This is a genomic window from Corynebacterium sp. KPL3927 (assembly GCF_040225835.1).
GTDB lineage: Bacteria > Actinomycetota > Actinomycetes > Mycobacteriales > Mycobacteriaceae > Corynebacterium.
The window spans coordinates 14693-38391 of the sequence record NZ_JBEHGD010000021.1 but is presented as its reverse complement, the minus strand read 5'-3'; the positions used below and the strand labels follow the sequence as shown (position 1 = coordinate 38391).

The window sequence follows — 23699 nt, the reverse complement described above, 5'->3', positions numbered from 1 at the left end:
CCATCACGAAGATCAGCCTCACTTAGCCCATCAGCCTCACTTAGCCCATCAGAGGATCCCCGGCGTTGACGCTCATTTTTTACCCACCGACCTAAAAGGCCAGGTGCGACACCAATTTCTTTCGCTACATGAGCAATTGGGCGCTGCGATTCGATTACTAGGTTCGCGGCTTCACGCCGGTACTCAGGCGTGTATTTCTGGCGTTGTTGACCCACAATGAACATCCTCTCTTACGGACACAAGATCCGCACTAATCGGGTGTCCACTAAACGAGGGTAACCTCATCTCGGCTTATCACCATCGACGCCGTCTTAAGCAAGCTCGGCGAAGTAGAAAGCGACACCCTTCAACGCATAGACGCCGAATTAGAAGAGTACCTCACCCCTACAAAACCGGGCCAAAGTTTTCCGTCAAATGCTGCCCTGCGCCGAAAGCTCAATGGGCTCATCACAATGGAATCCCCGGACACTACGGGAGACAAGGACTCCGAGGAAGAGGACGCGCGTAATGAATCCTATTTCATCTACCCCACCGCGGGCGGACGAGCAGGGTTAAACGTAGAGTTCGACGAAGACGCGCTCATCCTCATTGACGAGTTTGTTCAGCGCACGGCGGAAGAACACGGAATCAGCAAGGCCGATGCCCTAGCCCAGCTGATCCTCGGAACCGTCGAAGATAAATCTCAGGTGCATCTATATATGTACCGCGCCAGCGATATAAAAGCGGCTCCCGGTTTTATCCAGGGCTATGGATGGGTACACCCTGATACCGCAGACCGGCTAACCCCGACTACGACAAGGGATATGGACCAGGCGGCAACAAGGGTAAGCCCGGCCTACTCCACGCCGCCGCTCATCGGTGCCTATGTGGAAGGTCGCGATGGTGTGTGCCGTTGGCCAGGGTGCAACTGCCCAGCATACCAGTGCCAGAAGGACCACCGGATCGATTTCTCAGAGGGAGGAAAAACAACGGCGGGAAATTTGGCCTCGTTGTGCCAGCACCATCACAATGTAAAAACGGATAAAAGCGCCTTTTACATCATGGATCCGCACAGCGGAGACATTATCTGGCTCTTCCAAGACGGGCGGTGGGAATACGACCAACCGCAGGGGCCGCTAGCGGCGAAGAATAAGAACTGGGCGCTCACCGTTGCCCAGGCAATCGCCGCCCGGCGCAATGCTGCCAAAGAAAGGGCTGATACCTAAACCGTGCGGGCCCGAGCAACGACATCTGGCAAGTGCGCGAGCACGTAATCCACATCGTCTTCGGAGGTAAGGCGCCCCAAGGTAAACCGGAGGGATCCGATTCCTTCTTCCTCGCTGACACCCATTGCAGAAAGCACATGGGACATGCGGTTGACGCCTGCGCTGCAGGCGCTGCCAGTCGATGCCTCAATCTGCAGCGAATCCAGCAGCATAATGAGGCTGTCGCCATCGGTGCCGGGGAAAGAAACATGTAGGTGCGACGGCAAGCATGGCTCGGTGGAATTCACCACGACGTTGTCAATGGAAGAAAGGATCCCATCCCGCAGCTTGTTCCGGAGTCCAGTGATGCGCTTGCCCTCGGCAGCGCTTTCGGCGATGGACTCCTCCAACGCAGCGGCAAGCGCGGAGGCGCTGGCGACGTCCACCGTGCCTGGGCGAAGTCCGCGCTCTTGGCCGCCGCCATAGGATATCGGCTGCGGCGCTGGGGTGCGCTTGGCCAATAGCACGCCGATACCGCGCGGGCCGCCAAACTTGTGGGCGCTGGCGGCGAGCGTTGTGATGCCCAATTCCGCAAAATTGATGGGCAGCTTGCCCGCTACCTGCACCGCATCCACATGCATGGGAATACCGGATTGTTGCGCGAGGGAGGCCAGCTCCTCGATGGGCTGAATCGCACCGGTTTCGTTATTGGCCCACATGCAGGTAGCAAGATCGGCAGGCTCCGCGAAGGCGCCCCCGTCGCTGATGTGCCCGGTGCGGTCTACGGGGAGCAGGTCCACGGTGGCGCCGGCTTGGGCAAGCTTGCCAACGGTATCGCGCACGGCTGGGTGCTCAATATCCGTCGAGATGATGCGGTTGGTGTTTCCCGCCGCATAAAGGCCCTGAATAGCGATATTATCCGCCTCGGTGCCGGAAGAAGTAAAGATGACCTCGATGGGTTCGCAGCCGAGGAGGGAGGCGACTTTCTCACGGGCATCGTCAAGCACGGAGCGTGCCCTGCGGCCAGAGGCGTACTGGGCGCTGGAATTGAGCGATCCGGAGGCGGCAACCCATGCGTCGATGGCGGATTGGCGCATCGGCTGGGTTGCTGCGTAGTCGAAATAGTGCGGCATTACTGGCGCGCCTTCAATTCCTCGGTCAAAGCTGGGGCGATCTCGTGCAGGTCACCGACGACGCCGAGATCGGCGATCTGGAAGAACGGTTCATCCTGGTCCTGGTTAATCACCACGATGGTGCCGGAGGTCTGCATGCCCGAGGTGTGCTGAATGGCACCGGAGATGCCCAGGCCGATGTAGAGATCTGGCGACACGGTCACGCCTGTCTGACCCACCTGGTGGGTGGCATCGTAGAAGCCTTCATCGACGACGTCGCGGGTTGCGCCGACGGCGCCACCGAGGGCATCGGCAAGCGGCTCTACGATCTCGCCGAATTTATCGCCGACGCCGCGGCCGCCGGAAACCACGACCTTGGCTGCGGTGAGCTCGGGGCGGGCGGACTTTTCGACCGGAGTAAAGGAATTAACCTTGACGTCCTTCTCGGTTTCCGCAGGCAGTGGCATTGGGGCCGCCTGGGTTTCCACCTGCTGGGGCTCCGCCGCAACGGAACCCGGCTGCAGGGTATAGATCGGGCAGCTGCCAGAAGCCTGCGAGGTGGTCTCGTAAGTGCCACCGAAAATGGTCATGGTTGCAGAGCCATCCGCCTTGATGGAATCCACATTCGCGAGCGCGCCGGAAGCCAAGCGAGCGGACAGGCGGCCCGCAATCTCGTTATTCGTCGGGCTGGCGGCCAGAACGATGGGTGCCGGATTGGCTGCGCCCAGGGCATGCAAAGCATCAACCTCAGGGGTCACCAGGCGCTGGTCATAATCCTCCGCCGTTGCCTGCACCACCTGGGCGGCGCCGAGGGCGGCTAGCTCGGCATCGAAGGCATCTGCCTGCTTGCCGACGACCACCGCAGACACCGTCCCCAATTCGCGTGCGGCGGTAATGAGCTCACCGGTAACGGGGAGAATGCTGTCTGCATCGTGTTCAACAAGTACGTAAACGTGAGACATTTCTACTCCTAAATCAAGTTCTTTGCGGCTAGGAAGTCAGCAATCTTCTTCGCAGCATCCTGCGGCTGCGGTTCAGAGATAACCTCGCCGGCCGTGCGCGGTGGGCGCTTGGAAGATTCAGTGACCGTTGTGGTCGGCGCAATGGCATCAATGCCCAGGTCGGCCACGCTCAGCGTGGTGATCTCCGCCTTCTTAGCGGCCATAAGCCCTTTGAAGTTGGGGAAGCGCGGTTTATCAGCCTTATCGGTGACGGAAACAATCGCAGGAAGGGCGGCCTCGAGCTCCCAGGTTCCGCGGGCGTCTTCGCGGCTGCCTTTTACCGTGCTGCCCGAAAGCTCCACCTGGTGCAGCTCGGTCAATGCGGGCAGTTGGCGGTACTCAGCGAGCAATCCGGCAAGCGTTCCGGTCGAGGCATCGGAAGCCTCATTGCCCAAGGTGATCAATTGGACATCCTCTAGCGTGTTAATCGCCGCATTCAGCGTCCATGCGGTAGACAATGCATCCGCGCCGGCTAGGGCGTCATCGGATACAAGGACCGCGTCATCTGCGCCCATCGCAAGCGCCTTGCGAAGGGCCTCGTCTGCTTGTGCGGGGCCCATCGTTAAAGCGACAACACGGTAGTTTTCATCCGGATTATCATCGCGCAGGCGTAACGCCTGTTCCACGGAGTATTCATTAATCTCATCAATGATGTTGTCCACGGAGGTGCGATCCAGGGTGTGGTCATCCTCCAAAGATTTGGTGGACCACGTATCCGGCACATGCTTGACCAGAGCCACAATCGTTGGCATTAGGGGCACTCACCTTTCCGATAGATTTATGTTGCGTAATTATCTTCGGACGATAATACTCGGGGTTGGCAGAGCAAAGCGATACCCTGTGAGCCAATTCGCGTAATGATGACCGCGAAAGGCCGCGATCCCTTCAACTTCATCTGTTTTCTTAGCTGGTCAGGGTCAATATCGACGCCGCGCACAAGGATTTCTAGGCTACCTGCATCATAAGATTTTAATACCGATTTTAGGCGCTTTAGGGGGACCCTTTCTATGAATGGAAATCCCGACATTCCCCGCGGGATACGTTCACCCGTCAGGTACGCAATACGCGGATCGATCTGCCGCAATCCCTCGCGCGCCGCATAGTGCTGCACAAGTCCCGCGCGCACCACTGCCCCATCTGGATCAATGAGGTAGGTGCCGATTTCGCCAGCCTCAGGCAGGTTCTGCTCTTCATCCGTGAGAACGTCAACTGACTCGCCCTGAATCATCACCGCGTGCCTGCCCGTTCCGAGGCCTGGTGTGTAAAGGCACGCTTCCTTAACTGCCCCATCGACGCTGCTGACGGTGACTATTCCGTCCCAGTCACTAAAATCAAGGCCGGGTGCACACTTGATGGCCACGTGTGCGTCCCTGTGCGCGGCAATCAGGTCCGGCAGCGGTGGCAGCAAATCCTCCGGGCGAGAAATCCGCCGCCCTGCCTTCCTGCGGGCGGGATCGGCGATAATGACATCCGCCGTAGAGGTGGTGGTGAGTGCATCTGCTTGAAAAAAAGAGTCAGAATCTAAATTATGCCGGGCCATGGCAAGGCGGGAGGCATCGATATCGGAGCCGAAGTAGTCAAGGCACGATGCATAGCCTTCGGTGCCGATGGAACACGTGACATCGTGGACGGTGCGCATTCCCCGCTGCTGCAAGAACTCGGAACGATATCGTGCGACGGGTAGCGGGGTGGCTTGCTGCGCGGAATCGGCATCCATTAACCAGGTCTCAGGCAACTTTCCGCCCCGCCGAGCAGTAAGTAGCTCCATGGCACAGCGCGCATAATCGCCGTAGGCTGCTTTCAGCTTTTCCAAATCCTTCAGCTGCGAAGCCTTGCTCAGCTCCAAGTCCCAGCTAGCCAGTTCGGCGTTATGCTCGCTTAAGAAACGGACTTCATCGAAGTTAAAACTCATATGCGCTCTGTAGGGGTGGTGGCGAAATATTCCGCATATTGCGGATCGTCGCGGAGGTCGCCGATGACGGGGCGAAGGTCGGACGAGGAAGCATCATCAAGCACCTCTTGGACGGTGGAGTACTTGCATAACCGTTGCATCTGCGCCCACGTGGGAACTACGAGGCGGACGAGTCCAGCACGCCAGCCCTCCAAGATAAGCTGCGGCGAAAACCATCCAGCGTCATCGGCCTCGTGGGTGTCCCCGTCCGGCTCCTGCCCGCTCGGTAGCAGACCGACGAAGAAAAAAGTATCGAACCAATGGTTTTTACTTTGTCCGACCCACCGGGCCCATGGGAGGAGCATATCGGCATCGACGCGCATACCGTTATTGCTAAGGAACTCGGTAAAGGAGATGGTGTGGTCTTCTAAGAGCCGACGCTCGCGGTGGTATCGGCGCGCATTAGAAATCGTGCCGTCATCCCGGATCGCAAACAAAGTACCGGATTCCTCGAAAAGCTCGCGGGCCGCAGCGAAGACAAGGGCGTGGGCTTTGTACTTGGTCACGCCCATCCGCCGAGCCATAGACACGACGGACTTTCCGGCCCACAATTCGCCGGAGTCCCACGAACGCGGTGGGAAATCGCGCGGGTCTACCCCACCGCCCGGGAATACGGCATGGCCCGGGTAGTTACGCATGGTGCTCACGCGTTCTTGGACCCAGACCTCGAGCCCGTCGGGGCCATCGCGAAGCAAGAGCACGGTCGCCGCCATGCGCCCACCGTTAAACCCGGTGGTATCGCTGGCGTCGATCGCATCGAGCCGGTCATGAATCTGGTTGGTCATTAAGATATCCGGCGGGCAAAGTAACGCTGCCCAATGCGATCTACTTGAATGGGTTGGTGAAAGGCCTGGGATAGGTTCTCCGAGGTCAGCACGGAGTTAATGAGCCCCTTTGCTACCACTTTTCCTTCATCCAGAAGCATCGCGTGGGTAAAGCCGTACGGGATTTCTTCCACGTGGTGGGTAATCATGACAATGGCTGGGGCGTCCGGATCCATCGCGAGATCGCCCAAGTATCCCACGAGATCTTCGCGCCCGCCAAGGTCCATACCGGCAGAAGGCTCATCGAGGATGAGCAGCTCCGGATTGGACATCAAAGCGCGGGCGAGGATGACGCGCTTCTTCTCGCCTTCCGAAAGCGTCGTCCACGTCCGGTCCTTTAGGTGGCGAGCGCCAACCTGGGCCAGGATGTCATCGGCGCGGGAAAAGTCCATGTCTTGATACTCTTCGCGCCACCGACCCAAAACCGCGTAACCTGCGGAAATGACGAGGTCATAGACCCGCTCATCCGCGGGAATGCGCGATTGCACGGCAGCAGAGGAAAGACCAATCAGCGCGCGCAGGTCACGCATATCAGTCTTGCCAATTTGCTCGCCCATCAAAAAGGCCGTGCCCTTGGAGGGAAATTCCTCCGCGGCCGCCATGCGCACCAGGGAAGTCTTTCCGGCACCATTCGGCCCGATGATGACCCAGCGTTCATCGAGCTCGACCTGCCAGTCCACGGGCCCTACCAAGTTCTTGCCACCGCGGCGAAGCTCCACGCCACGGAAGTCGATGAGCCAGTCTTGATCAGTTGGGGTTACGTCGTTCACGCCTTCCATTGTGACTGATCTATTCACCGCCCGCAGTAATTGACACAGCTCCGCCGGCTTTAATACAGCGCGCTTGCCAGCTTCGTACGCGCTTCAAGAACGCGCGGATCATTGCCGGCAAAGAGGCCGAAAAGCTCGAGCAGGCGTTCCCTGAGCTGGGCCTTCTCATCGCCGGCGGTAACCTTCATGGCCTCGATGAGGCGGTCAAAGGCTTTTTCAGGGGCACCTGCCACGACTTCGACATCGGCGGCACGCAGCTGCTTGCCGATGTCCCCCTTATCCCCATCCGCGGCAGCAATCGGGTCCTCGGATTGATTGGCTGGGTCCAGCCGCTTGAGAAGCTTCGTTGTGTCCCGCGCCTGCTTAATCTGGGTATTATCCGGTTCCGCTTCCAAGATGGATTCGTAGACCTTAATAGCGCCATCGAAATCGCCCGAGTTCAGGAAGGATTCTGCCTCCTGCAGGCGAGGGTCGTCCTCTTCTTCCTCCTCCGCTGCGGCCGGTGCAGACTCGAGCCCCTTAAGCTGCGGTCCAACGTTTTCTACCAAGCTATCCAGCCACTGCTTAAGGGCCTCCTTCGGCTGGGCTCCCTCGAAATTGGTCAGCGGTTGGCCGGCGCCAATGGCCACCACGGTAGGCAGGTTTTTCACGCCGAAGGCCTGCGCGACCTGTGGAGTGGCGTCCGCATCCACGTAGCCTACGAGGAAGCTTAGGTTTCCCGCCGCGGCTAATTCCTGCAGGTCCTGCTTCAGCTGATCGGATTGGGTAGAGCGCGGGGTGCCGATAAGGACGACGACCGGCACCTCAGTGGAGCGGCGCACCACCTCGGTCTCGAAATTCGCCTCGGTGACGGTAAAAAATGGCTGGACTCCACTAGCCTGCGGCTGCTCTTGCGCCTGCTGGCGGGCTTCCGCACGCGCCTTGACCTGGCTAAGATCGAGGGCGCCGCCTACATAAGCATTATTCGCAGAAGTCATCAATCCTCCTTAGCTAAACGACGATTCACGGCGTCTACTTTATCTGTCAATTGATTCGTCACGCCTTCGCGGATATCGGCCTTGATCACTAACGAGGTGCGCGGCGATACCGCACGCACCGCTTCGGTGGCTTTCTTAATCGTGCCGAAAACCTCGTCCCACTCGCCTTCTACAAGGGTAAACATGGCGTTGGTTTCATTGGGCAGGCCGGACTCCCGCACCACGCGGACCGCCTCCGCCACGGCATCAGCCATCTCGCCGGAGTCATTATCCACCACTGCGGGTGCTACTGAAAATGCAACAATCATGCCCGCAAGTCTACCTTCGCTCCCAACAGTGCCGGTGCCAATGGCGGCGGTCATCGCCCTGCCTTCCGGTATCGCGCGGCCAGGCGACAATGTGGGCAACCCCAGGCAGAATATTTTGGTTACAACCCGGGCAAATATAGAATTTTTGCGCCCGGGCTGAACCGATGTGCCGCATGATATACGGCTCCCCGTGCGTCCAGCTGGGGCCCTCGACCGTCTGCGAACCAAAGAAGGTGGAGCCGTCCTTGGGCAGTGGCCGGAATTCTTGTGGTTTCCGCCTATTTCGCCGAGGCATTAAAACAACCGCAATTCTTTCGACTCGAGCCCGCGCAGCTCCTGGTAGTCCAGGACCACGCAGCGGATGCCGCGGTCTTCGGCAAGCGTTCGGGCCTGTGGTTTGATCTCTTGCGCCGCAAAGATGCCGGATACAGGCGCGATTAATTCATCGCGGTTCAATAGCTCGAGGTAGCGGGTTAATTGCTCGACTCCGTCGATGCCACCGCGGCGCTTGACCTCCACGGCAACATTCCGGTTATCCGCATCTTTAGCCATGATGTCTACTGGGCCAATGGCCGTGGGGTACTCGCGGCGCACGAGGGTGAAATTGGAGCCCAGGGTGTCGATCTTTTCGGCCAAAAGCTCCTGTAGGTGCGCCTCCACGCCGTCCTTTACCAGGCCTGGGTCTTCGCCCATGTCGTAGGAGATATCCTCGTGGATTTCCGCGATTGTGATGCGCAATTGCTCACCTTTTGGATTTTCAACTAGCCACAAGACCTCGCCGGTGTCATTGCCATCCAGGTCCTCGATGACGGATTCGCTCACCGTACACGGCGGCGTCATCCAATTGAGGGGCTTATACGCGCGGTCATCGGCATGCACCGATACCGAGCCGTCTGCTTTCACGATGAGCAGGCGGTCTGCCAAGGGCAGGTGGGCGTCGAGCCGTCCCACGTAATCAACTGAACAACGGGCGATTACTAAGCGCATGGCTACTACCCTAGCCTGTTGCTATTGGCGCTTGGACTGCCGGGTGGCTCGCTCTCGCAACTGCTTGTAGTCGAAGCGTTGTTGCCGCTTGGACGGCGCCGCCTCTACCCAAGCTTCGAAGGCCATGATCCCGCGGGCATCGGAAGCCAGCTCGTATTCCGCATCCCCGGTGCTAAAGTGCACCACCTCGGTGGCATCAGACATGAAAGAAGCCTCGTCATCATCCAAAGAACGAGAGTTCAAAATGGTGATGTCGAGGCGATTAAACCACAAGTTATAGCGTGGGAATACGGAGCGCAGCTTGAAGTATTCTACAACTTCTCCGGTATAGCGCAGCACGCCGTGGCGCCAAGAAAAGCTATCCTTCGCCGGCATTGAGCGCAGTAATACCGCGGTTCCCCGCGAGCGCAGAGTAAAAAATCGCAGGGCCGCCAGCAGGACTACCAGCAGTACCACCAACGCTAAGGCCCACAGGACCACCGAGATAACCGTTGAATTCATGGGCTCCACACGCCATCCTTGGTTAGTGAAAGAACATTTATTTGGATTGTAGCGCCTGATTCCGCTTCTGCGCCAATAAGAAAAGGCAAAGAAAACGTGAAAAGCGCACCGGATAAATTCCGGTGCGCTCTTCTGAGAGCAGGAAGGGCGGCTATTGCTGCCCTCTCCTACCAATCCAAGGTTTATTCAGCCTTTGCTGCGCGGCGAAGTGCACGCAATGCAGCCTCACCGCGGGACTTGGTGAGCTCATGAGCCGAAGAGGAGTCCTCTTCCGCCTTGGCCTCATCCACCTCATCGGACCAGATGGCCCAATCAGCGAGGACGGTAATCTTGTCCTGGGTAACGGAGAGGAAGCCACCCTGGACGGCGGCAACGCGCCGCGCGCCATCAACTGGGTGGATGGTCACTACGCCATTGTCGATCAACTGACCGATCACAGGCTCGTGACCGGGAAGCACGCCGATCTCACCCTCGGTGGTCTCAGCCGTCACTATGGAGGCCTGACCAGACCACAATGAGCGCTCGACGGAAACCAATTCGGCGGTGATGTCAGCCATGTGCCTCTCCCTACTTCTCGTTCAACTTCTTGTATGCAGCTTCGACGTCGTCCAAGCCACCCAAGCCGTTGAAGGCCTGCTCTGGGTAGTGGTCAAACTCACCGTTGCAGATGCGCTCGAAGGCATCGATGGTGTCCTGCAGCGGCACGTAGGAGCCCTCCAAGCCGGTGAACTTCTGCGCAACGAAGAAGTTCTGGCCCAAGAAGCGCTCGATACGGCGGGCACGCTGCACGGTCACCTTGTCTTCTTCAGACAGCTCGTCCATACCAAGGATGGCGATGATGTCCTGCAGTTCCTTGTTCTTCTGCAGAATACCGATGACGCGCTGTGCTACCTCGTAGTGCTTCTCGCCCACAATGCCTGGCTCGAGGATACGAGAGGTAGAGGTCAACGGGTTCACTGCCGGGTAAATACCCTTGGAGGCAATGGCACGGTCCAGCTCGGTCGTCGCATCCAAGTGAGCGAAGGTCGTGGCTGGGGCCGGGTCAGTGTAGTCATCGGCAGGCACGTAAACGGCCTGCAGAGAGGTAATGGAACGACCCTTGGTGGAGGTAATGCGCTCCTGCAACACACCCATCTCATCAGCCAAGGTTGGCTGGTAGCCCACGGCGGAAGGCATACGACCCAGCAGGGTGGATACCTCGGAGCCGGCCTGGGTGAAACGGAAGATGTTGTCAATGAACAGCAGCACGTCCTGGTTCTGCACATCGCGGAAGTACTCCGCCATGGTCAGGCCGGACAGAGCCACGCGCATACGAACTCCTGGTGGCTCGTCCATCTGGCCGAAGACAAGTGCGGTATCTTGCAGAACGCCCATCTCTTCCATTTCCAGGAAGAGGTCGGTGCCCTCACGGGTGCGCTCGCCGACGCCGGCGAAGACCGACGTACCGGAGAACTCGCGGGCAATACGGGTAATCATTTCCTGAATCAGGACGGTCTTACCCACACCTGCACCACCGAAGAGGCCGATCTTGCCGCCCTTAACGTATGGGGTCAGCAGGTCAATGACCTTAATGCCGGTCTCGAGGATTTCGGTCTTGCCTTCGAGCTGGTCGAACGCTGGTGGCTCGCGGTGGATGCCCCACTGCTCGCCATCGCGGCCGAGGCCCGGCTCATCGAGGCAGTCACCGAGGGCGTTAAAGACGTGGCCCTTGACAACGTCGCCGACGGGAACGGAGATAGGCTCTCCGGAGTCGACTACCTCGGCGCCACGGACGAGGCCATCGGTAGGTGCCATGGACACGGTACGAACGAGGTTGTCACCGAGGTGCTGAGCGACCTCGAGGGTGACGGTCTTTGCCACAGCTTCGAGCTTAATCTCGACGTGGAGTGCGTTGTACAGGGCCGGAAGTGCCTCGCGTGGGAATTCCACGTCCACCACCGGACCGATGACGCGCACGACACGACCGGCGACTGCCGAAGACTGTGCATTCTGCTCTTGCAGAGCTGTAGTCATAATCTAGTCACTTTCTGCGCTGTCAGATAGCGCGCCAGCGCCACCGACGATCTCTGAAATTTCCTGGGTAATCTGCGCCTGACGGGCCTGGTTGGCCACGCGAGATAGGTCATTGACCATCTCGGTTGCGTTGTCAGTAGCAGATTTCATAGCTGTACGGCGTGCAGCGGACTCGGAAGCCGAAGCCTCCAAGAACATAGCAAACAGGATACGCGAGACGTACTGCGGAAGCAGCGCTTCCATCAGGGTATCCGCGTCCGGCTCGAACTCGAAGTCCGCGGAAATGTTTTCCGTCGGCTCCGGATCCTCCAGTGCGGAGTCACCCATCTCGTACTCCTCGCCCTGCACTACCGGCTCAACAGGCAAAAGCTGCTGCGCACGCGCAGTTTGGGTCAGCATGGACTCAAACTCGGTGTAGACCACATGCACCTGGTCAAAGCCGGTAACACCTGCGCCTTCACCTTCCGCATGCAAGCCCTCGCGGCCCTTGGTAGTGCCCTTAGAACCGGCAACGAAGCCATCGATCATGTGGCGACGCACATCGTGGGTGCCCTCCCAGGTTGGATCCTGAGAGAAACCATCCCAGCTGCCCGCTACCTCTTCCTCGCGGAAGTTGTAGTGGCCGATGCCCTTGCTGCCGGTGACGTAGCGAACTACCTCGTAGCCCTTACTTTCGAGGAGGGCCTTGAGCTGGGCTGCCTTCTTGAAGACGTTGTTGTTGTAGCCACCGCACATGCCTCGGTCAGAGGTGATTACGAGAATCGCGGCGACGTTGCCGTCTTCACGCTCGCGCAGCATAGGGTGCTCTAGCGTCGACGCTGCAGCCAACCTGTTCATGACATTGGTCAGCTCAATCGCATACGGCTGAGAGGCTTCCACCCGAGTCTGCGCTTTGGTAATGCGCGAGGTAGCAATGAGCTCCTGGGCTTTAGTGATCTTCTTAGTCGAGTTCACGGACCGGATGCGGTCGCGTAATTCGCGAAGATTAGCCATCGTTTCTCCTCCCTTCTTTCATATAGACGGTTAATTACGAGAGCTGAACTCTACTTAGCCGTCTTCCGGGAGACGTTGAGCTCGGTGCTTTTCACGTCGTTTTCGTCCAAAGGATCTACAGGCTCTTCGGTGCCCAAATTGTGGCCCTCGGAGGTGCGGAAGGTAGGAGCGAACTCCTTGGCTGCGGCCTCGAGTGCTTCCTTGGACTCATCGCTAAGCGCCTTGCCGCCGGCGATCTGCTCAAAGACCTCTGGAGTATTGGCGTTGAGGTACTCGTGCACCTCGACCTCGAAGCGGCGAACGTCTTCGACGGGAACGACGTCGAAGATGCCTGCCTCGGCGAGGTAGATAGATACCATCTGGTATTCCACCGGCTGCGGCGAGGATTCGGACTGCTTCAGCAGCTCGACCAGGCGGGAACCGCGCTCCAGCTGCGCCTTGGACGCAGAGTCAAGGTCGGATGCGAAGGCAGCGAATGCCTGCAGGTCACGGTATGCAGCCAGGTCAAGACGGAGGTTACCGGCAACCTTCTTCATGCCCTTGGTCTGTGCCGCACCACCAACACGGGAGACGGACACACCGACGTTAATAGCCGGGCGCACACCCTGGTTGAAGAGGTCGGACTCCAAGAAGACCTGACCGTCAGTAATGGAAATGACGTTAGTCGGAATGAAGGCACTGACGTCGTTAGCCTTCGTTTCGATGATGGGCAGTGCGGTCATAGAACCGGCACCCATGTCATCGGAAAGCTTGGCAGCGCGCTCCAGCAAGCGGGAGTGCAGGTAGAAGACGTCACCTGGGTAGGCCTCGCGTCCCGGCGGGCGGCGCAGCAACAGCGAAATTGCGCGGTAAGCCTCAGCCTGCTTAGTCAAATCATCGTAGATGACCAAGACGTGGTTGCCCTGGTACATCCACTGCTGACCCAGTGCGGCACCGGAGAATGGTGCCAGCCACTTGTAGCCGGCGGAATCAGAAGCCGGGGCCGCCACGATGGTGGTGTAATCCAGCGCGCCGTGCTCCTCAAGGGTGCGGCGCACGCTGGCGATGGTCGAGCCCTTCTGGCCGATAGCGACGTAAATACAACGGACCTGCTTGTCCTTGTCGCCGGACTCCCAGTTAGCCTTCTGGTTCAAAATGGTATCGATGGTCACCGCAGTCTTACCGGTCTTACGGTCACCAATGATCAGCTGACGCTGACCACGGCCGATCGGGGTCATCGCATCGATAGCTTTGATGCCGGTCTGCATTGGCTCTTCAACCGGCTGGCGCTGCAGCACCGAGGGTGCCTGCAACTCGAGGACGCGCTCCTCTTCGCTTTCGATTGGGCCCAAGCCGTCAATGGGCTGGCCCAGTGGGTTAATAACGCGGCCGAGGAAGTCCTCGCCCACGGGGATGGAAAGGACCTCTCCGGTCCTCTTAACCTCGTTGCCCTCCTTGAGGGACTCGTAGTTACCCAGAACCACGACACCGATGGAGTTGGTGTCAAGGTTCTGTGCGACGCCAATTACGCCGCCGGGGAACTCGAGCAGCTCATTCGCCATAACGGATGGCAGGCCAGAAACCTGCGCAATACCGTCAGCTGCCGAAATGACCACGCCGACCTCCTCACGGGAGGCCTCCGCGGAGTAGCTCGAGGTGTAGTTCGCAATCGCACTACGGATCTCGTCGGAGGAGATCGTCAGCTCCGCCATGTTCTTCCTGCTCTCGGTAGTATCTTCCAGCACTTACTTAAATCGTTTCTGTCGTTTCGGCTACACCATCTGGGCACGGAAGCGGGCAATCTTGCCTGCCGTCGAGCCGTCAATGATTTCATCGCCGACGCGGATGCGCATGCCACCGAGGAGGCTGGTGTCAACCTCAGAGTGAATGGACATCGCACGACCATAAATTTTGCCCAGCTTCTCAGCGAGTACTGCCTGCTGGCCTTCATTCAATTCACCCGCAGCGACTACGCGCGCTATGGTGCGATCCTGCAGGGCTGCTGCAGTATCGGCCAATCCGGCTATGTCATCGATGGGGTTCTGCTCTGGGCGGCTGATGGCCTGCAGCGCGAGCGCTTCAGTAAACATCGTCACCTTGCCGTAGAGCACGTTTGCCAGCAATCCGCGCTTGCGTGCGGATTCAGCAGTTCGATCGGAAAGCAGCTGGGTAAGCTCGCCCTCGCGGTCCAGAATCTGCGCCAAGCGGAAAAGCTCGTCTTCGACCTGGCCCAACTGGCCCTGTGCCTCGGCGGCACGCAGCAATGCGCGGCGACCCAAGGAAACAAACCCGTTGACAAAGTCCTTCGGCGAAGACCATTGGTTCGCCGCAGCTTCCTGCAAGATGCTTAGCGCACCGGCAGAAACCTTGGAGCCAAAGAGATTCTCGGCCAAGGACTTGCGTGCTTCAGCCGGGGCTACAACGTCGATAAAGGACACGCGCAATTCGCGGTCCCCATCCAAAACGTCGGCGACCTCGAAGATATCCAGGCCCGCTTGGACTGCACTAGCGACATTCTTATCGCCAGCGAGGATTTCATCCACACGGGATTGTGAGTTCGCGAGTGCTTCGCGGCTAGCTGCCTTCATAGTTGCCTACTTTCCGGCCGGTGCCACAGAGTCGAGCTCGGACAAAAAGCCATCGATGGTAGAGGACTTCTTGGAGGCGTCAGAAAGCTCGCCGCCCAGAATCTTTTCTGCCAAGTTGATGGAGTTCTGTCCCATTTCGGAACGCAGCTCAGTAACAACCTGCGCACGAGAAGCTTCCAACTGCTTTTCGCCATTGGAGACGATGCGGCGGGATTCCTCTTCCGCTTGGCTCTTCGCGTCAGCCTCGATCTGCTTGCCGCGCTCGCGCGCCTGCTCGCGGATCTCGGCTGCCTCTGCGCGGGCATCAGCCAGCTGAGCATTGTACTTTTCTAGAGCAGCCTTGGCCTCGGCCTGCTGGGCCTCAGCGCGCTTCATGCCGCCCTCAATCCGGTCTTCACGCTCTTCGAGCAACTTGGTGTAACGAGGAAGTACGAACTTCCAGAACAGCCAGAGAATTACGATGAAGCACAGCAAAGACCAGAAAATGTCATAGTTCTTGGGCAGAAGAACGGAGAAGCTACCCGAACCTGGGTTCTCCTCGCCCTCTGCTGCAAGCATATAAACGACGTTATTCATAGGTCTCCCGTCTTAAAAGTTTCGGTTTGGAAAACTCGTACTTTTAGAACAGGAAGCCGGCAACGAGGCCGATAAGGGCCAGGGCCTCGGTGAAGGCGATACCCAGGAACATGGTGGTACGCAGCTGGCCGGCCATCTCCGGCTGGCGAGCCATAGCCTCAACGGTCTTGCCGGCGACGATGCCGATACCGATACCAGGGCCGATAGCAGCCAGGCCGTAACCGATGGTGCCGAAGCCTTCGAACGTCGTAGCAGCATCCTGTGCCAGAATGATTTCGTTCATGGTGAAAGTCGTTCCCTTTCATAAAAATCTTCAGTCCGAACCGGACCGAATGTCAGTGTTGTGTAATTAGGTGGATTACTCGGTCGCGCTCGTCGACCTCGTCCTTAGTGCGAATCAGCGTGCAAGGACAACTCAATGTACACCGCCGTCAACAAGGCGAAGATGTACGCCTGCAAGAAGATGACCAGAATCTCGAACAGGCTCATCGCCAAGCCCAAGACCACGGTCAGCCCAGACAGGACGGTCCAACCATTTAGCTGCCAGAAGAAGAAGTTCGTAGCAGAGAAGAGAAGAACCAGGATGATGTGTCCAGCAAGGAAGTTCGCCATGAGACGAATTGCAAGGGTAACCGGTCGCAGAATGAACGTAGAGAAGAACTCAATCGGTACCACCAAAAGGTGCAATGCCGGTGGCAAGTTCGGAATCACTACGGAGGAGCGAATGAACTTACCAAAGCCGTAACGCTTGGCACCGGCGTAAATCATGACGATGTACGAAACGGCTGCCAACACAATTGGCATACCAATACGACCGTTGGGCGAGACGTTCAGTCCCGGGATAACGGTCGCGACGTTCATAAACAGAACCGCGAAGAAGATGCTAGCGATAATTGGCAGGAATCGCTTTCCCTCCTTCTTACCCAAAATGTCCTCGGCGATATGGACGCGGACGAAGTCGACCGCGTTCTCGCCTACATTCTGAATGCCAGAAGGAACCAACTTAGGGTTCTTAAAGGCAGCCCAGAAAAGGATCACCACAATTAGCGTCATCAAAATGCGAATCAGCATCAGGCGATCAAGCGCGAACCATCCATCGGCGAAGTCGCCGAAAAACAGATGGTCGGCATCAATTTGCCCCGGGAAGAATTCTTCACCTAGATCGGGCGTATGGAAGTGCCCTTTCATAGCCAATGTTGTAACGCTCAGCGTTCTCTCCCGTGTTCGGGCCACACAGCCAGTAGCTGGCCTCTGTGGTGCGATGGACGTCTCAAACTCTCTGCCTTGAACACGGACTCCGTCGCACATCAGCGTGAACAAGACAGGGATTTACCGTGCAGGATTCAAGCGCAACACTTAACCCCGCGGCAACCCGTTGCAAATCGTATCAGCTGGATCAACAGTTTTCGCACGTGGGGGCCCCATAAGCCACACCCGATAGCGCCATTTCCGTCTTTTGCCATACAAAACCGCGCTATTCCTGCTCAATTCACAAACGTGCATTTGATCACACCCTCGGGACAACACACCTCCTCGGGGGTGGCCATGTTCCATTAATGCCAGCATGCAGGCATAAAAAGGCCGCCGCGCAAGCCCAGTGCGCGACGGCTGATCCCATATATCGGCCCGAATTAGGACACGTAGGTGACCCTTGAAGTGACCACAGTCCAGACCTCACTGCCTAAGGTAACGATGAGCGCTACGACGACGGTGACAAAGAGCGCCCACGTGTCATAGAAATCCATGTCCCGGATAATCGCCAGAACTCCGATGAGGACGATCAACTTGATAAGCCAACCGCCCAATACCACCGCGATGGTGGTGGAGGGCGTCGAGTGGGCGGTAAAGAGCACCGACAACGCAGTAAACAGGACAAAGCCGCCGCCGAGGGCAGCGCCGACGAGAACGCCCCAGAGCCCGGCGACACCTTGTGCCCCGCCCCAGACGGCGAGGGAAATGATGGTAAAGATGCCGAGGGCGGTAGCCCCCTTCTTTACGGCACGCTGCAGCGGCAGGCGCGGGTCATCGAAATTAGCATTTTCCGTTGTGTCACTCACGGACATTCACCCTACCTCACGCGCTCGGCGAGTCACGCACTACGCAATCATCCGACGACCTGAGACCAATCTTGCCCTGCCGCAGTGGAATCAGCGTCGCGCCAAAGGCAATCAACAACGCCATGATGGACAGGCCGATTGCCACTGGGGCTGGCACGATAGAAAACGACACCGCACCAAAGGCAACCGCAGACACCCAGAGGTACAACACGAGCACGGTGCGCCGGTGCGTATGCCCCAGAGACAAAAGGCGGTGGTGGATATGTGCCTTATCCGCAGAAAACGGCGAGCGCCCCTGGGACAGGCGGCGAATAACCGCCCAGACAAGGTCTAAGACTGGAATAAACACCGCTGCAACCACCACGAGGATGGGCGACATAAGCGCCACCATGTCCACGGTGCCGTAGAGGGACATGTTGATCTTGCCGGAGGCGGAAGTGGAGGCCGCGGCGAGCAAGAGGCCGATAAGCATGGAGCCGGAATCGCCCATAAAAATTCGAGAGGGTTCAAAGTTATGAGGCAAAAAGCCCGCACACATCCCCACCAAAGCGGCACTGATAATGGCGGGTGGATACGCCGATACCGCCCCGCCTTGGTCATGCAGAACGGTGAGCGAAAAGACTAAAATGGCGCCGCCTGCAATGAGCCCAAGGCCCGCGGCTAGACCATCGAGGCCGTCAACGAAGTTGATGGCATTGATGAGAAGGACCGTGAAAAAAGCGGTAAGGAGGGTGCTTTGAATCTGGTCAAGGACTACCGTGGTGCCGCCACCGAAGGGGATAAAGAGCAGCGTCCACGTGAGTCCCAAGCCACTCATAAGGGCGGCGGCAAAGAGCTGCCCAAAAAGCTTGATGAGGGCCCCGAGTTCCAGGTAGTCATCGGCAATCCCCAAAAGCACGATGGCCAGCGCCGCCCACAACACCGCACTCATCTCGGGGGTGACGGGCATAAACCCGCGAGTCAAGGCTGGAAGCTGGGCTGCGAGGAATATCGCCGCGCCAAAGCCGGTAAACATGGCGAGCCCGCCCATGCGGGGTGTGGGCTGGGAGTGGGAATCGCGCAGGCGAATTTCTGCCACCCGGCCCGTGCGGACCAAAAAGGATCGCACTACGCCGGTGGTCAGGTAGGTAAATGTCGCTGCAACGAGGATGACCAAGGCCAACTCGCGCAGCGGTACGCCAGTGCCGCTCACGCGAAATGCTCCTTCTATCCTTGGGGCCGTGTGCGCAACGAGTCAGCCGAGACGCCGAGGACCTCACCAATCTCTTCCGCGGATAATGCACCCTCGCGCAGTAGGAATGGATGGTCACCAGAGAGATCAATGATGGTCGAGGGCTTGCCAATGTCCGTTTCTCCCCCATCCAAATACACGGTGACGGCCTTGCCCAATTGAGCCTTGGCCATTTGCGCGGTCGTCGGCGGTTGGTGTCCAGAAATATTGGCAGAAGAAACCGCCATCGGCCCTACCTCGCGCAAAAGCTCGATGGCAATCGGGTGAAGGGGCATCCGCAGCATGACGGTACCGCGGGTATCACCTAAGTTCCACGGCAGGGACGGGGCCTGAGGCACGACGATGGATAGTCCGCCTGGCCAAAAGGCTTCAACGAGGTCACGGGTGGAATCGGGATACGAGGCGACGAGGCCGCGCACGGTGTTCCAGGATCCGACGAGCACGGGAACCGGCATATCCGGCCCACGCTGCTTGGTGGCAAGCAGATTGGCTACCGCGTCATTATCGAAGGCATCGCAGCCCAAGCCATAAAGCGTATCGGTGGGCATGACCACAAGCCGCCCAGACTTGGCGGCCTTGGTGGCGATGCTCACGCCTTCCTCACGCTCAGTGTCATCGGCGCAATTATAAATTTTTCCTTGCATCAATAGTCCCCTTCTTGCCCGACGGTGATGCCTTAGTTTACCGCGCGCTGCGCGGTAATAAAGCGCGGCGTGCCAGTTAAGTCCTTAAGCGGAGCGATATGGGAAAAGCCACCGTGGTCACGCACCGAATCACGCACTGCATCGCCAGTCGTATCGTCGTGTTCAATCGCCATGATCCCACCAGGCCGCAGAAGCCTGGCGATCGTGGGAATCAACCCGCGGATTACTCCCATGCCGTCATCGCCGCCGAAGACGGCCACGTGCGGATCGTGATACACCTCCGGCTGCAAATTCGGATCTTCCGGTACATAAGGCGGGTTGCTCACTACTAGATCGACCGTGCCATTCCAGTCCGCCAGAGTCTGGATGTCGGTCGCATCCGCCTGCACCACCTCTACCCCGGTGCGGTGGGTATTGGCGCGGGTGAACTCGAGGGCGGCATCGGAAAGCTCTACTCCCTTAACCTCCGCCTGCGGTACGTAATGCTGCAGGTAGAGCGCCAGCGCGCCCGAACCCGAGCACAAATCCACCATGCGCGAGCCTGGTGCGTGGTGGACCGCCCAATCCGCCATCACCTCCGTTTCCGGGCGCGGAATGAACACGCCCGGACCCACCTTCAAATCCAGGGGGCCAAACCACGCCGTACCCAGCACGTATTGCAGTGGCTCGCGCTGTTCCCGTCTGCGCAAAAGCGCTTCAAAGGCCACGTCAAAGCCGGGCATAGGTAGCTCATGCAGCGGAATATCCAAATGCCCGCAGTGAATGAGGTGGGAGATGAGGATGCGCGTATCCCACTCGGGGCTTCCTACCCCAGCAACGCGAAGGCGCTGCACCCCATAGCGCAGCGCCTCACCGTACGATTCCATCGACCGCTATTATCCCTCGGCCTCAAGGCGCTCGGCGCGTTCCTGGTCCTGCAGGGCCTTGATGAGATCCTGCATATCGCCGTTCAACACGGAATCCAGGTTATTGGCCTTATAACCAATGCGGTGATCCGTAATGCGGTTTTCGGGCCAGTTATAGGTGCGCACGCGCTCGGAGCGGTCCATGGTGCGCACCTGGGAGGCGCGCTGCTCGCCAGCCTCGGCCTCGCGGGCCTCGCGTTCCATCTGATCCAGGCGGGCCTGCAGCACCTGCAGGGCGCGGGCCTTGTTCTGGATCTGCGAACGTTCCTTCTGGCAGGTAACAATCAAGCCCGTGGGCAGGTGGGTAATGCGCACCGCGGAGTCGGTGGTGTTCACACCCTGACCACCCTTACCGGAGGAGCGGTACACATCGACGCGGATATCCTTGTCATCGATATTGACCGATTCCACCTCTTCAGGCTCCGGGTACACCAGCACTCCGGCGGCAGAAGTCTGGATGCGGCCCTGCGATTCCGTGACCGGCACGCGCTGCACGCGGTGGACGCCGCCTTCAAACTTGAATACGGACCACGCGCCATCGCGCGTCGGAGACTTAGCGCGGAAGGAAATGGTCATGTCCTTCACTCCGCCCAAATCGGATTCGTTAAGGCCCAAGACCTCCCACTTAAAGTCGATCTTATCGGCAAAACGCTCGTACATGCGGGCTAAGTCGCCGGCAAAGAGCGCAGCTTCTTCGCCGCCGGCACCGGCCTTGATCTCCATGATGATGTCTTCCGAGTCCTGCTCATCGCGCGGGGCGAGCAGGTCAGCCAGCTTTTCTTCTAGCTCTTCCACAGATACCGCTAGGCGGTCCGCTTCTTCCTGGAAGTCGTGGTCTTCATAAGCCATCTCCTTGGCGTCCGCGAGATCCTCGCGCGCCTGGGTCAGCTCATTGTTGACCATGATGATGGGGCGCAACTCCGCGTACCGCTTGGACAGCTTGCGAAAAGCCTGCTGATCGCCGGCGATTTCTGGGTCGCCCATCTGCATTTCAATGCCCTGGTATTCCGACACAATGTCATCAACCATGGAAACTTGATTAGACATAGTCTTCCTCGTCCTTATCCGCAGCCATTGGTGCCGAAGAAGCCACCTGCATGAGGAACTCGCCATTCGAGCGGGTCTTCTTAAGCTGCTTGATCAACAGGTCAATTGCCTGGTGGGAATCCAGAGCCGATAGGATGCGGCGCAGTTTGGTCATAATGCGCGCCTCTTCAGGCACCAGCAGGAGCTCGTCCTTGCGGGTACCAGAGGGGTTGACATCCACGGCCGGGAATACGCGGCGCTCCGAGATCCCGCGGTCCAGCTTCAGTTCCGCGTTGCCCGTGCCCTTGAATTCCTCGAAGATGACGGTATCGCCAGTAGAACCGGTCTCCACCATCGCGGTGGCGATGATGGTCAGCGAACCGCCCTCTTCGATATTGCGGGCGGCGCCCAAGAAGCGCTTTGGCGGGTAGAGCGCATTGGAGTCCACACCACCAGACAGGATGCGGCCCGATGCCGGGGAGGAATTGTTGTAGGCGCGGCCCAAGCGGGTGATGGAATCCAGCAGCACCACGACGTCCTTGCCCTGCTCCACCAAGCGCTTGGCGCGCTCGATGGCCAGCTCGGAAACGGAGGTGTGCTCTGATGGCGGGCGGTCAAAGGTCGAAGAAATGACCTCGCCCTTCACTGAGCGCTGCATGTCCGTGACCTCTTCGGGTCGCTCATCCACCAGCACGACCATGAGGTAGCACTCGGGGTTATTGGTAGCAATCGCATTCGCGATGTTTTGCAAAATCGTGGTCTTACCGGCCTTCGGCGGCGAGACGATGAGCGCGCGTTGGCCCTTACCAATCGGCATGATCAGGTCGATAACGCGGGTGGTGAGGATCTTTGGATCCGTTTCCAAGCGCAGGCGCTGGTTAGGATACAGCGGCGTCAACTTATTAAAATGCGGGCGCTGCTTGGCCTCTTCAGGATCGATCCCATTGACGGTATCGACCTGCACCAACTGGTTGTACTTGCGGCGGTTGCGGCCATTGCCGTGGGTGTGGGTAGGCCCAGCCACCTCGACCTGACCGGTAATGGCATCACCAGAGCGCAGGCCCAGCCGGCGCACAATGTTCTTATTAACAAAGACATCCGCATCGCCCGCGCGGTACCCAGTGGTGCGCAGGAACGAGACGTTATTGTCTACGACATCCAAGATGCCGCCAACTGCCTGCAGCTCATCGCCCTCGCGTACCTGCAGGTCATTGCCGCCGCCGTGGTTATCATTATTGCCCCTGCCACCCCGCCGATTCCGGCGGTTGCGACGGCCGCGTCGGTTGCCGCGGTCAAAATTATTATCGTCATTGCGATTATTGCGGTGATTATTATCGCCGTTCTTCTCGCCCTGCTTGTCTCCCTGGTTATCGGAGCCATCCTGGGAGTCATCGCGGCGATCCTGGTGGCGATTCTGGTTCTGCCCCTCGCCCCGATTGTTGTCACCCCGGTTATTCTCGCCGCGGTTATTATCGCCTTGCTCTTGGCGCTCCTGGCGGCGGGCGCGGTTGCGGCGGGCACGGCGGGCCTGCGACCGCGACTCATAGCGCTGGTCGTCGCCGTTGTCCTTGCGGTCTTTGCCGCGGTTGTCCTGCTGTTCGCCGGATTTGCCGTTATCGCTCTCGCCGCGGTCATCCTTCTTGGACGGCTTATCTTTCTGCTTGGCAGGTGCCGCATCCTCAGCGGGTTTCTCGGCCTTTTCGGCCTTTTCTGCCTGCTCTATTTTTGCCTTCGCCTTTGCGGGAACCTGACCGGTTTTAATGGCGGTGATGAGATCCCCTTTGCGCAGGGCAGAGACGCCGCGAAGGCCGCGCTCAGCGGCCATTTTGCGCAATTCCGGCAGCTTCAGGGATGCGAGATCCTGTGCCGCGGTGTTGTCCGTATCGCTCACGGATATCCTTTCGTTGCTTGACCAGGTCCATAGTTGGGATCCGCCCTCCCCCACTTCAGGGAAGCTTGGGCGGGTGCACTGGAAGCCGATGTGTATTTTTCTTATCTTTTCGCCCTCGTGCCAAGGCGCTAGCGCACCCTGCCGGGCAATAAGTATGAGGCCTCTTCCGGTTACCTTAAGG

The 23699-nt window shown here is 58.7% G+C and carries 27 protein-coding genes; 1 reads left to right on the top strand and 26 read right to left on the bottom strand.

The genetic code is table 11. The features are described from left to right. The coding region (locus tag ABRP86_RS09650; RefSeq protein ID WP_349863966.1) for a transposase at nucleotides 1-215 on the bottom strand (215 nt) is incomplete at its 3' end. Between the two features lie 237 nt (nucleotides 216-452). On the opposite strand from ABRP86_RS09650, the gene ABRP86_RS09645 reads away from it, so the two are divergent. Next, nucleotides 453-1205, top strand: a complete 753-nt coding sequence (locus ABRP86_RS09645; protein ID WP_349863963.1) for an HNH endonuclease signature motif containing protein — start codon at nucleotides 453-455, stop codon at nucleotides 1203-1205. Here ABRP86_RS09645 and ABRP86_RS09640 read toward each other — a convergent pair. The 25 genes from ABRP86_RS09640 to rho form a co-directional block, all read right to left on the bottom strand. Then, complete coding sequence (locus ABRP86_RS09640) at nucleotides 1202-2317, bottom strand: cysteine desulfurase family protein (protein WP_349863961.1); 1116 nt, start codon at nucleotides 2315-2317, stop codon at nucleotides 1202-1204. The genes ABRP86_RS09645 and ABRP86_RS09640 overlap by 4 nt on opposite strands. After that, complete coding sequence (locus ABRP86_RS09635; protein ID WP_349863959.1) at nucleotides 2317-3258, bottom strand: electron transfer flavoprotein subunit alpha/FixB family protein; 942 nt, start codon at nucleotides 3256-3258, stop codon at nucleotides 2317-2319. The genes ABRP86_RS09640 and ABRP86_RS09635 overlap by 1 nt, the downstream gene beginning before the upstream one ends. Nucleotides 3259-3266: 8 nt before the next feature. After that, the gene (locus ABRP86_RS09630; protein WP_349863957.1) at nucleotides 3267-4049 is read right to left on the bottom strand and encodes an electron transfer flavoprotein subunit beta/FixA family protein; all 783 of its coding nucleotides are present in this window, start codon (nucleotides 4047-4049) and stop codon (nucleotides 3267-3269) included. Between the two features lie 26 nt (nucleotides 4050-4075). Beyond that, nucleotides 4076-5209, bottom strand: a complete 1134-nt coding sequence (locus ABRP86_RS09625) for a THUMP-like domain-containing protein (protein ID WP_349863954.1) — start codon at nucleotides 5207-5209, stop codon at nucleotides 4076-4078. Then, nucleotides 5206-6033 carry an NUDIX hydrolase gene (locus tag ABRP86_RS09620; RefSeq protein WP_349863952.1) on the bottom strand — a complete coding sequence of 276 codons (828 nt, stop codon included), beginning with the start codon at nucleotides 6031-6033 and terminating at the stop codon, nucleotides 5206-5208. Before ABRP86_RS09620 ends, ABRP86_RS09625 begins: the two co-directional genes overlap by 4 nt. After that, a complete protein-coding gene (locus ABRP86_RS09615; protein ID WP_349853121.1) occupies nucleotides 6033-6851 on the bottom strand; it encodes an ABC transporter ATP-binding protein in 819 nt (272 codons plus the stop codon). The genes ABRP86_RS09620 and ABRP86_RS09615 overlap by 1 nt, the downstream gene beginning before the upstream one ends. Nucleotides 6852-6901: 50 nt before the next feature. Next, the gene (locus ABRP86_RS09610) at nucleotides 6902-7819 is read right to left on the bottom strand and encodes a tetratricopeptide repeat protein (protein ID WP_349863949.1); all 918 of its coding nucleotides are present in this window, start codon (nucleotides 7817-7819) and stop codon (nucleotides 6902-6904) included. Further along, nucleotides 7819-8127 (bottom strand): thiamine-binding protein, encoded by a 309-nt coding sequence (locus ABRP86_RS09605; RefSeq protein ID WP_034653892.1) that lies wholly within the window; start codon nucleotides 8125-8127, stop codon nucleotides 7819-7821. Before ABRP86_RS09605 ends, ABRP86_RS09610 begins: the two co-directional genes overlap by 1 nt. Nucleotides 8128-8137: 10 nt before the next feature. Continuing rightward, a complete protein-coding gene (locus ABRP86_RS09600; RefSeq protein ID WP_349863947.1) occupies nucleotides 8138-8422 on the bottom strand; it encodes an Rv1322 family protein in 285 nt (94 codons plus the stop codon). Further along, nucleotides 8422-9114 carry an endonuclease NucS gene (nucS, locus tag ABRP86_RS09595; protein WP_349863945.1) on the bottom strand — a complete coding sequence of 231 codons (693 nt, stop codon included), beginning with the start codon at nucleotides 9112-9114 and terminating at the stop codon, nucleotides 8422-8424. The genes ABRP86_RS09600 and nucS overlap by 1 nt, the downstream gene beginning before the upstream one ends. A gap of 21 nt (nucleotides 9115-9135) precedes the next feature. Further along, nucleotides 9136-9615: a DUF2550 domain-containing protein gene (locus ABRP86_RS09590; RefSeq protein WP_005280203.1), complete on the bottom strand. Its 480-nt coding sequence runs from the start codon at nucleotides 9613-9615 to the stop codon at nucleotides 9136-9138. Nucleotides 9616-9797: 182 nt separating this feature from the next. Further along, nucleotides 9798-10172 carry a F0F1 ATP synthase subunit epsilon gene (locus tag ABRP86_RS09585; protein WP_023026361.1) on the bottom strand — a complete coding sequence of 125 codons (375 nt, stop codon included), beginning with the start codon at nucleotides 10170-10172 and terminating at the stop codon, nucleotides 9798-9800. A 10-nt stretch (nucleotides 10173-10182) separates the two neighbouring features. Then, nucleotides 10183-11628: a F0F1 ATP synthase subunit beta gene (gene atpD / locus ABRP86_RS09580; RefSeq protein WP_005280201.1), complete on the bottom strand. Its 1446-nt coding sequence runs from the start codon at nucleotides 11626-11628 to the stop codon at nucleotides 10183-10185. A gap of 3 nt (nucleotides 11629-11631) precedes the next feature. Next, a complete protein-coding gene (locus ABRP86_RS09575) occupies nucleotides 11632-12621 on the bottom strand; it encodes a F0F1 ATP synthase subunit gamma (protein ID WP_349853117.1) in 990 nt (329 codons plus the stop codon). Nucleotides 12622-12671: 50 nt separating this feature from the next. Next, complete coding sequence (atpA, locus tag ABRP86_RS09570; protein ID WP_349863968.1) at nucleotides 12672-14312, bottom strand: F0F1 ATP synthase subunit alpha; 1641 nt, start codon at nucleotides 14310-14312, stop codon at nucleotides 12672-12674. Between the two features lie 60 nt (nucleotides 14313-14372). Beyond that, the gene (locus ABRP86_RS09565; protein WP_349863943.1) at nucleotides 14373-15188 is read right to left on the bottom strand and encodes a F0F1 ATP synthase subunit delta; all 816 of its coding nucleotides are present in this window, start codon (nucleotides 15186-15188) and stop codon (nucleotides 14373-14375) included. A 6-nt stretch (nucleotides 15189-15194) separates the two neighbouring features. Beyond that, entirely contained in the window at nucleotides 15195-15764 is a 570-nt protein-coding gene (locus ABRP86_RS09560; protein WP_349863940.1) for a F0F1 ATP synthase subunit B, read from the bottom strand. 43 nt (nucleotides 15765-15807) lie between these two features. Then, nucleotides 15808-16047, bottom strand: coding sequence for an ATP synthase F0 subunit C (locus ABRP86_RS09555; RefSeq protein WP_005280196.1), 240 nt, complete (start codon nucleotides 16045-16047; stop codon nucleotides 15808-15810). 104 nt (nucleotides 16048-16151) lie between these two features. Beyond that, on the bottom strand, nucleotides 16152-16952 hold the full coding sequence (gene atpB / locus ABRP86_RS09550) for a F0F1 ATP synthase subunit A (RefSeq protein WP_005280195.1): 801 nt from the start codon (nucleotides 16950-16952) through the stop codon (nucleotides 16152-16154). A 443-nt stretch (nucleotides 16953-17395) separates the two neighbouring features. Further along, nucleotides 17396-17827: a Cg1360 family ATP-synthase-associated protein gene (locus tag ABRP86_RS09545; RefSeq protein WP_349863937.1), complete on the bottom strand. Its 432-nt coding sequence runs from the start codon at nucleotides 17825-17827 to the stop codon at nucleotides 17396-17398. A 10-nt stretch (nucleotides 17828-17837) separates the two neighbouring features. Beyond that, nucleotides 17838-19013, bottom strand: coding sequence for an MraY family glycosyltransferase (locus ABRP86_RS09540; protein ID WP_349863935.1), 1176 nt, complete (start codon nucleotides 19011-19013; stop codon nucleotides 17838-17840). Between the two features lie 14 nt (nucleotides 19014-19027). Then, on the bottom strand, nucleotides 19028-19696 hold the full coding sequence (locus tag ABRP86_RS09535) for an L-threonylcarbamoyladenylate synthase (protein ID WP_023026353.1): 669 nt from the start codon (nucleotides 19694-19696) through the stop codon (nucleotides 19028-19030). 32 nt (nucleotides 19697-19728) lie between these two features. Continuing rightward, a complete protein-coding gene (prmC, locus tag ABRP86_RS09530; protein WP_349863933.1) occupies nucleotides 19729-20562 on the bottom strand; it encodes a peptide chain release factor N(5)-glutamine methyltransferase in 834 nt (277 codons plus the stop codon). 9 nt (nucleotides 20563-20571) lie between these two features. Beyond that, nucleotides 20572-21648 carry a peptide chain release factor 1 gene (prfA, locus tag ABRP86_RS09525; protein WP_349853111.1) on the bottom strand — a complete coding sequence of 359 codons (1077 nt, stop codon included), beginning with the start codon at nucleotides 21646-21648 and terminating at the stop codon, nucleotides 20572-20574. Continuing rightward, nucleotides 21641-23518 carry a transcription termination factor Rho gene (rho, locus tag ABRP86_RS09520; RefSeq protein ID WP_349863930.1) on the bottom strand — a complete coding sequence of 626 codons (1878 nt, stop codon included), beginning with the start codon at nucleotides 23516-23518 and terminating at the stop codon, nucleotides 21641-21643. Before rho ends, prfA begins: the two co-directional genes overlap by 8 nt. Nucleotides 23519-23699 lie beyond the last annotated feature (181 nt).

Bases quoted from the DNA above. Each gene is read 5' to 3' on its own strand.
- ABRP86_RS09645 (WP_349863963.1), top strand. From the start codon at position 453: ATGGAATCCCCGGACACTACGGGAGACAAGGACTCCGAGGAAGAGGAC.
- ABRP86_RS09640 (WP_349863961.1), bottom strand. From the start codon at position 2,317: ATGCCGCACTATTTCGACTACGCAGCAACCCAGCCGATGCGCCAATCC.
- ABRP86_RS09635 (WP_349863959.1), bottom strand. From the start codon at position 3,258: ATGTCTCACGTTTACGTACTTGTTGAACACGATGCAGACAGCATTCTC.
- ABRP86_RS09630 (WP_349863957.1), bottom strand. From the start codon at position 4,049: ATGCCAACGATTGTGGCTCTGGTCAAGCATGTGCCGGATACGTGGTCC.
- ABRP86_RS09625 (WP_349863954.1), bottom strand. From the start codon at position 5,209: ATGAGTTTTAACTTCGATGAAGTCCGTTTCTTAAGCGAGCATAACGCC.
- ABRP86_RS09620 (WP_349863952.1), bottom strand. From the start codon at position 6,033: ATGACCAACCAGATTCATGACCGGCTCGATGCGATCGACGCCAGCGAT.
- ABRP86_RS09615 (WP_349853121.1), bottom strand. From the start codon at position 6,851: ATGGAAGGCGTGAACGACGTAACCCCAACTGATCAAGACTGGCTCATC.
- ABRP86_RS09610 (WP_349863949.1), bottom strand. From the start codon at position 7,819: ATGACTTCTGCGAATAATGCTTATGTAGGCGGCGCCCTCGATCTTAGC.
- ABRP86_RS09605 (WP_034653892.1), bottom strand. From the start codon at position 8,127: ATGATTGTTGCATTTTCAGTAGCACCCGCAGTGGTGGATAATGACTCC.
- ABRP86_RS09600 (WP_349863947.1), bottom strand. From the start codon at position 8,422: ATGCCTCGGCGAAATAGGCGGAAACCACAAGAATTCCGGCCACTGCCC.
- nucS (WP_349863945.1), bottom strand. From the start codon at position 9,114: ATGCGCTTAGTAATCGCCCGTTGTTCAGTTGATTACGTGGGACGGCTC.
- ABRP86_RS09590 (WP_005280203.1), bottom strand. From the start codon at position 9,615: ATGAATTCAACGGTTATCTCGGTGGTCCTGTGGGCCTTAGCGTTGGTG.
- ABRP86_RS09585 (WP_023026361.1), bottom strand. From the start codon at position 10,172: ATGGCTGACATCACCGCCGAATTGGTTTCCGTCGAGCGCTCATTGTGG.
- atpD (WP_005280201.1), bottom strand. From the start codon at position 11,628: ATGACTACAGCTCTGCAAGAGCAGAATGCACAGTCTTCGGCAGTCGCC.
- ABRP86_RS09575 (WP_349853117.1), bottom strand. From the start codon at position 12,621: ATGGCTAATCTTCGCGAATTACGCGACCGCATCCGGTCCGTGAACTCG.
- atpA (WP_349863968.1), bottom strand. From the start codon at position 14,312: ATGGCGGAGCTGACGATCTCCTCCGACGAGATCCGTAGTGCGATTGCG.
- ABRP86_RS09565 (WP_349863943.1), bottom strand. From the start codon at position 15,188: ATGAAGGCAGCTAGCCGCGAAGCACTCGCGAACTCACAATCCCGTGTG.
- ABRP86_RS09560 (WP_349863940.1), bottom strand. From the start codon at position 15,764: ATGAATAACGTCGTTTATATGCTTGCAGCAGAGGGCGAGGAGAACCCA.
- ABRP86_RS09555 (WP_005280196.1), bottom strand. From the start codon at position 16,047: ATGAACGAAATCATTCTGGCACAGGATGCTGCTACGACGTTCGAAGGC.
- atpB (WP_005280195.1), bottom strand. From the start codon at position 16,952: ATGAAAGGGCACTTCCATACGCCCGATCTAGGTGAAGAATTCTTCCCG.
- ABRP86_RS09545 (WP_349863937.1), bottom strand. From the start codon at position 17,827: ATGTCCGTGAGTGACACAACGGAAAATGCTAATTTCGATGACCCGCGC.
- ABRP86_RS09535 (WP_023026353.1), bottom strand. From the start codon at position 19,696: ATGCAAGGAAAAATTTATAATTGCGCCGATGACACTGAGCGTGAGGAA.
- prmC (WP_349863933.1), bottom strand. From the start codon at position 20,562: ATGGAATCGTACGGTGAGGCGCTGCGCTATGGGGTGCAGCGCCTTCGC.
- prfA (WP_349853111.1), bottom strand. From the start codon at position 21,648: ATGTCTAATCAAGTTTCCATGGTTGATGACATTGTGTCGGAATACCAG.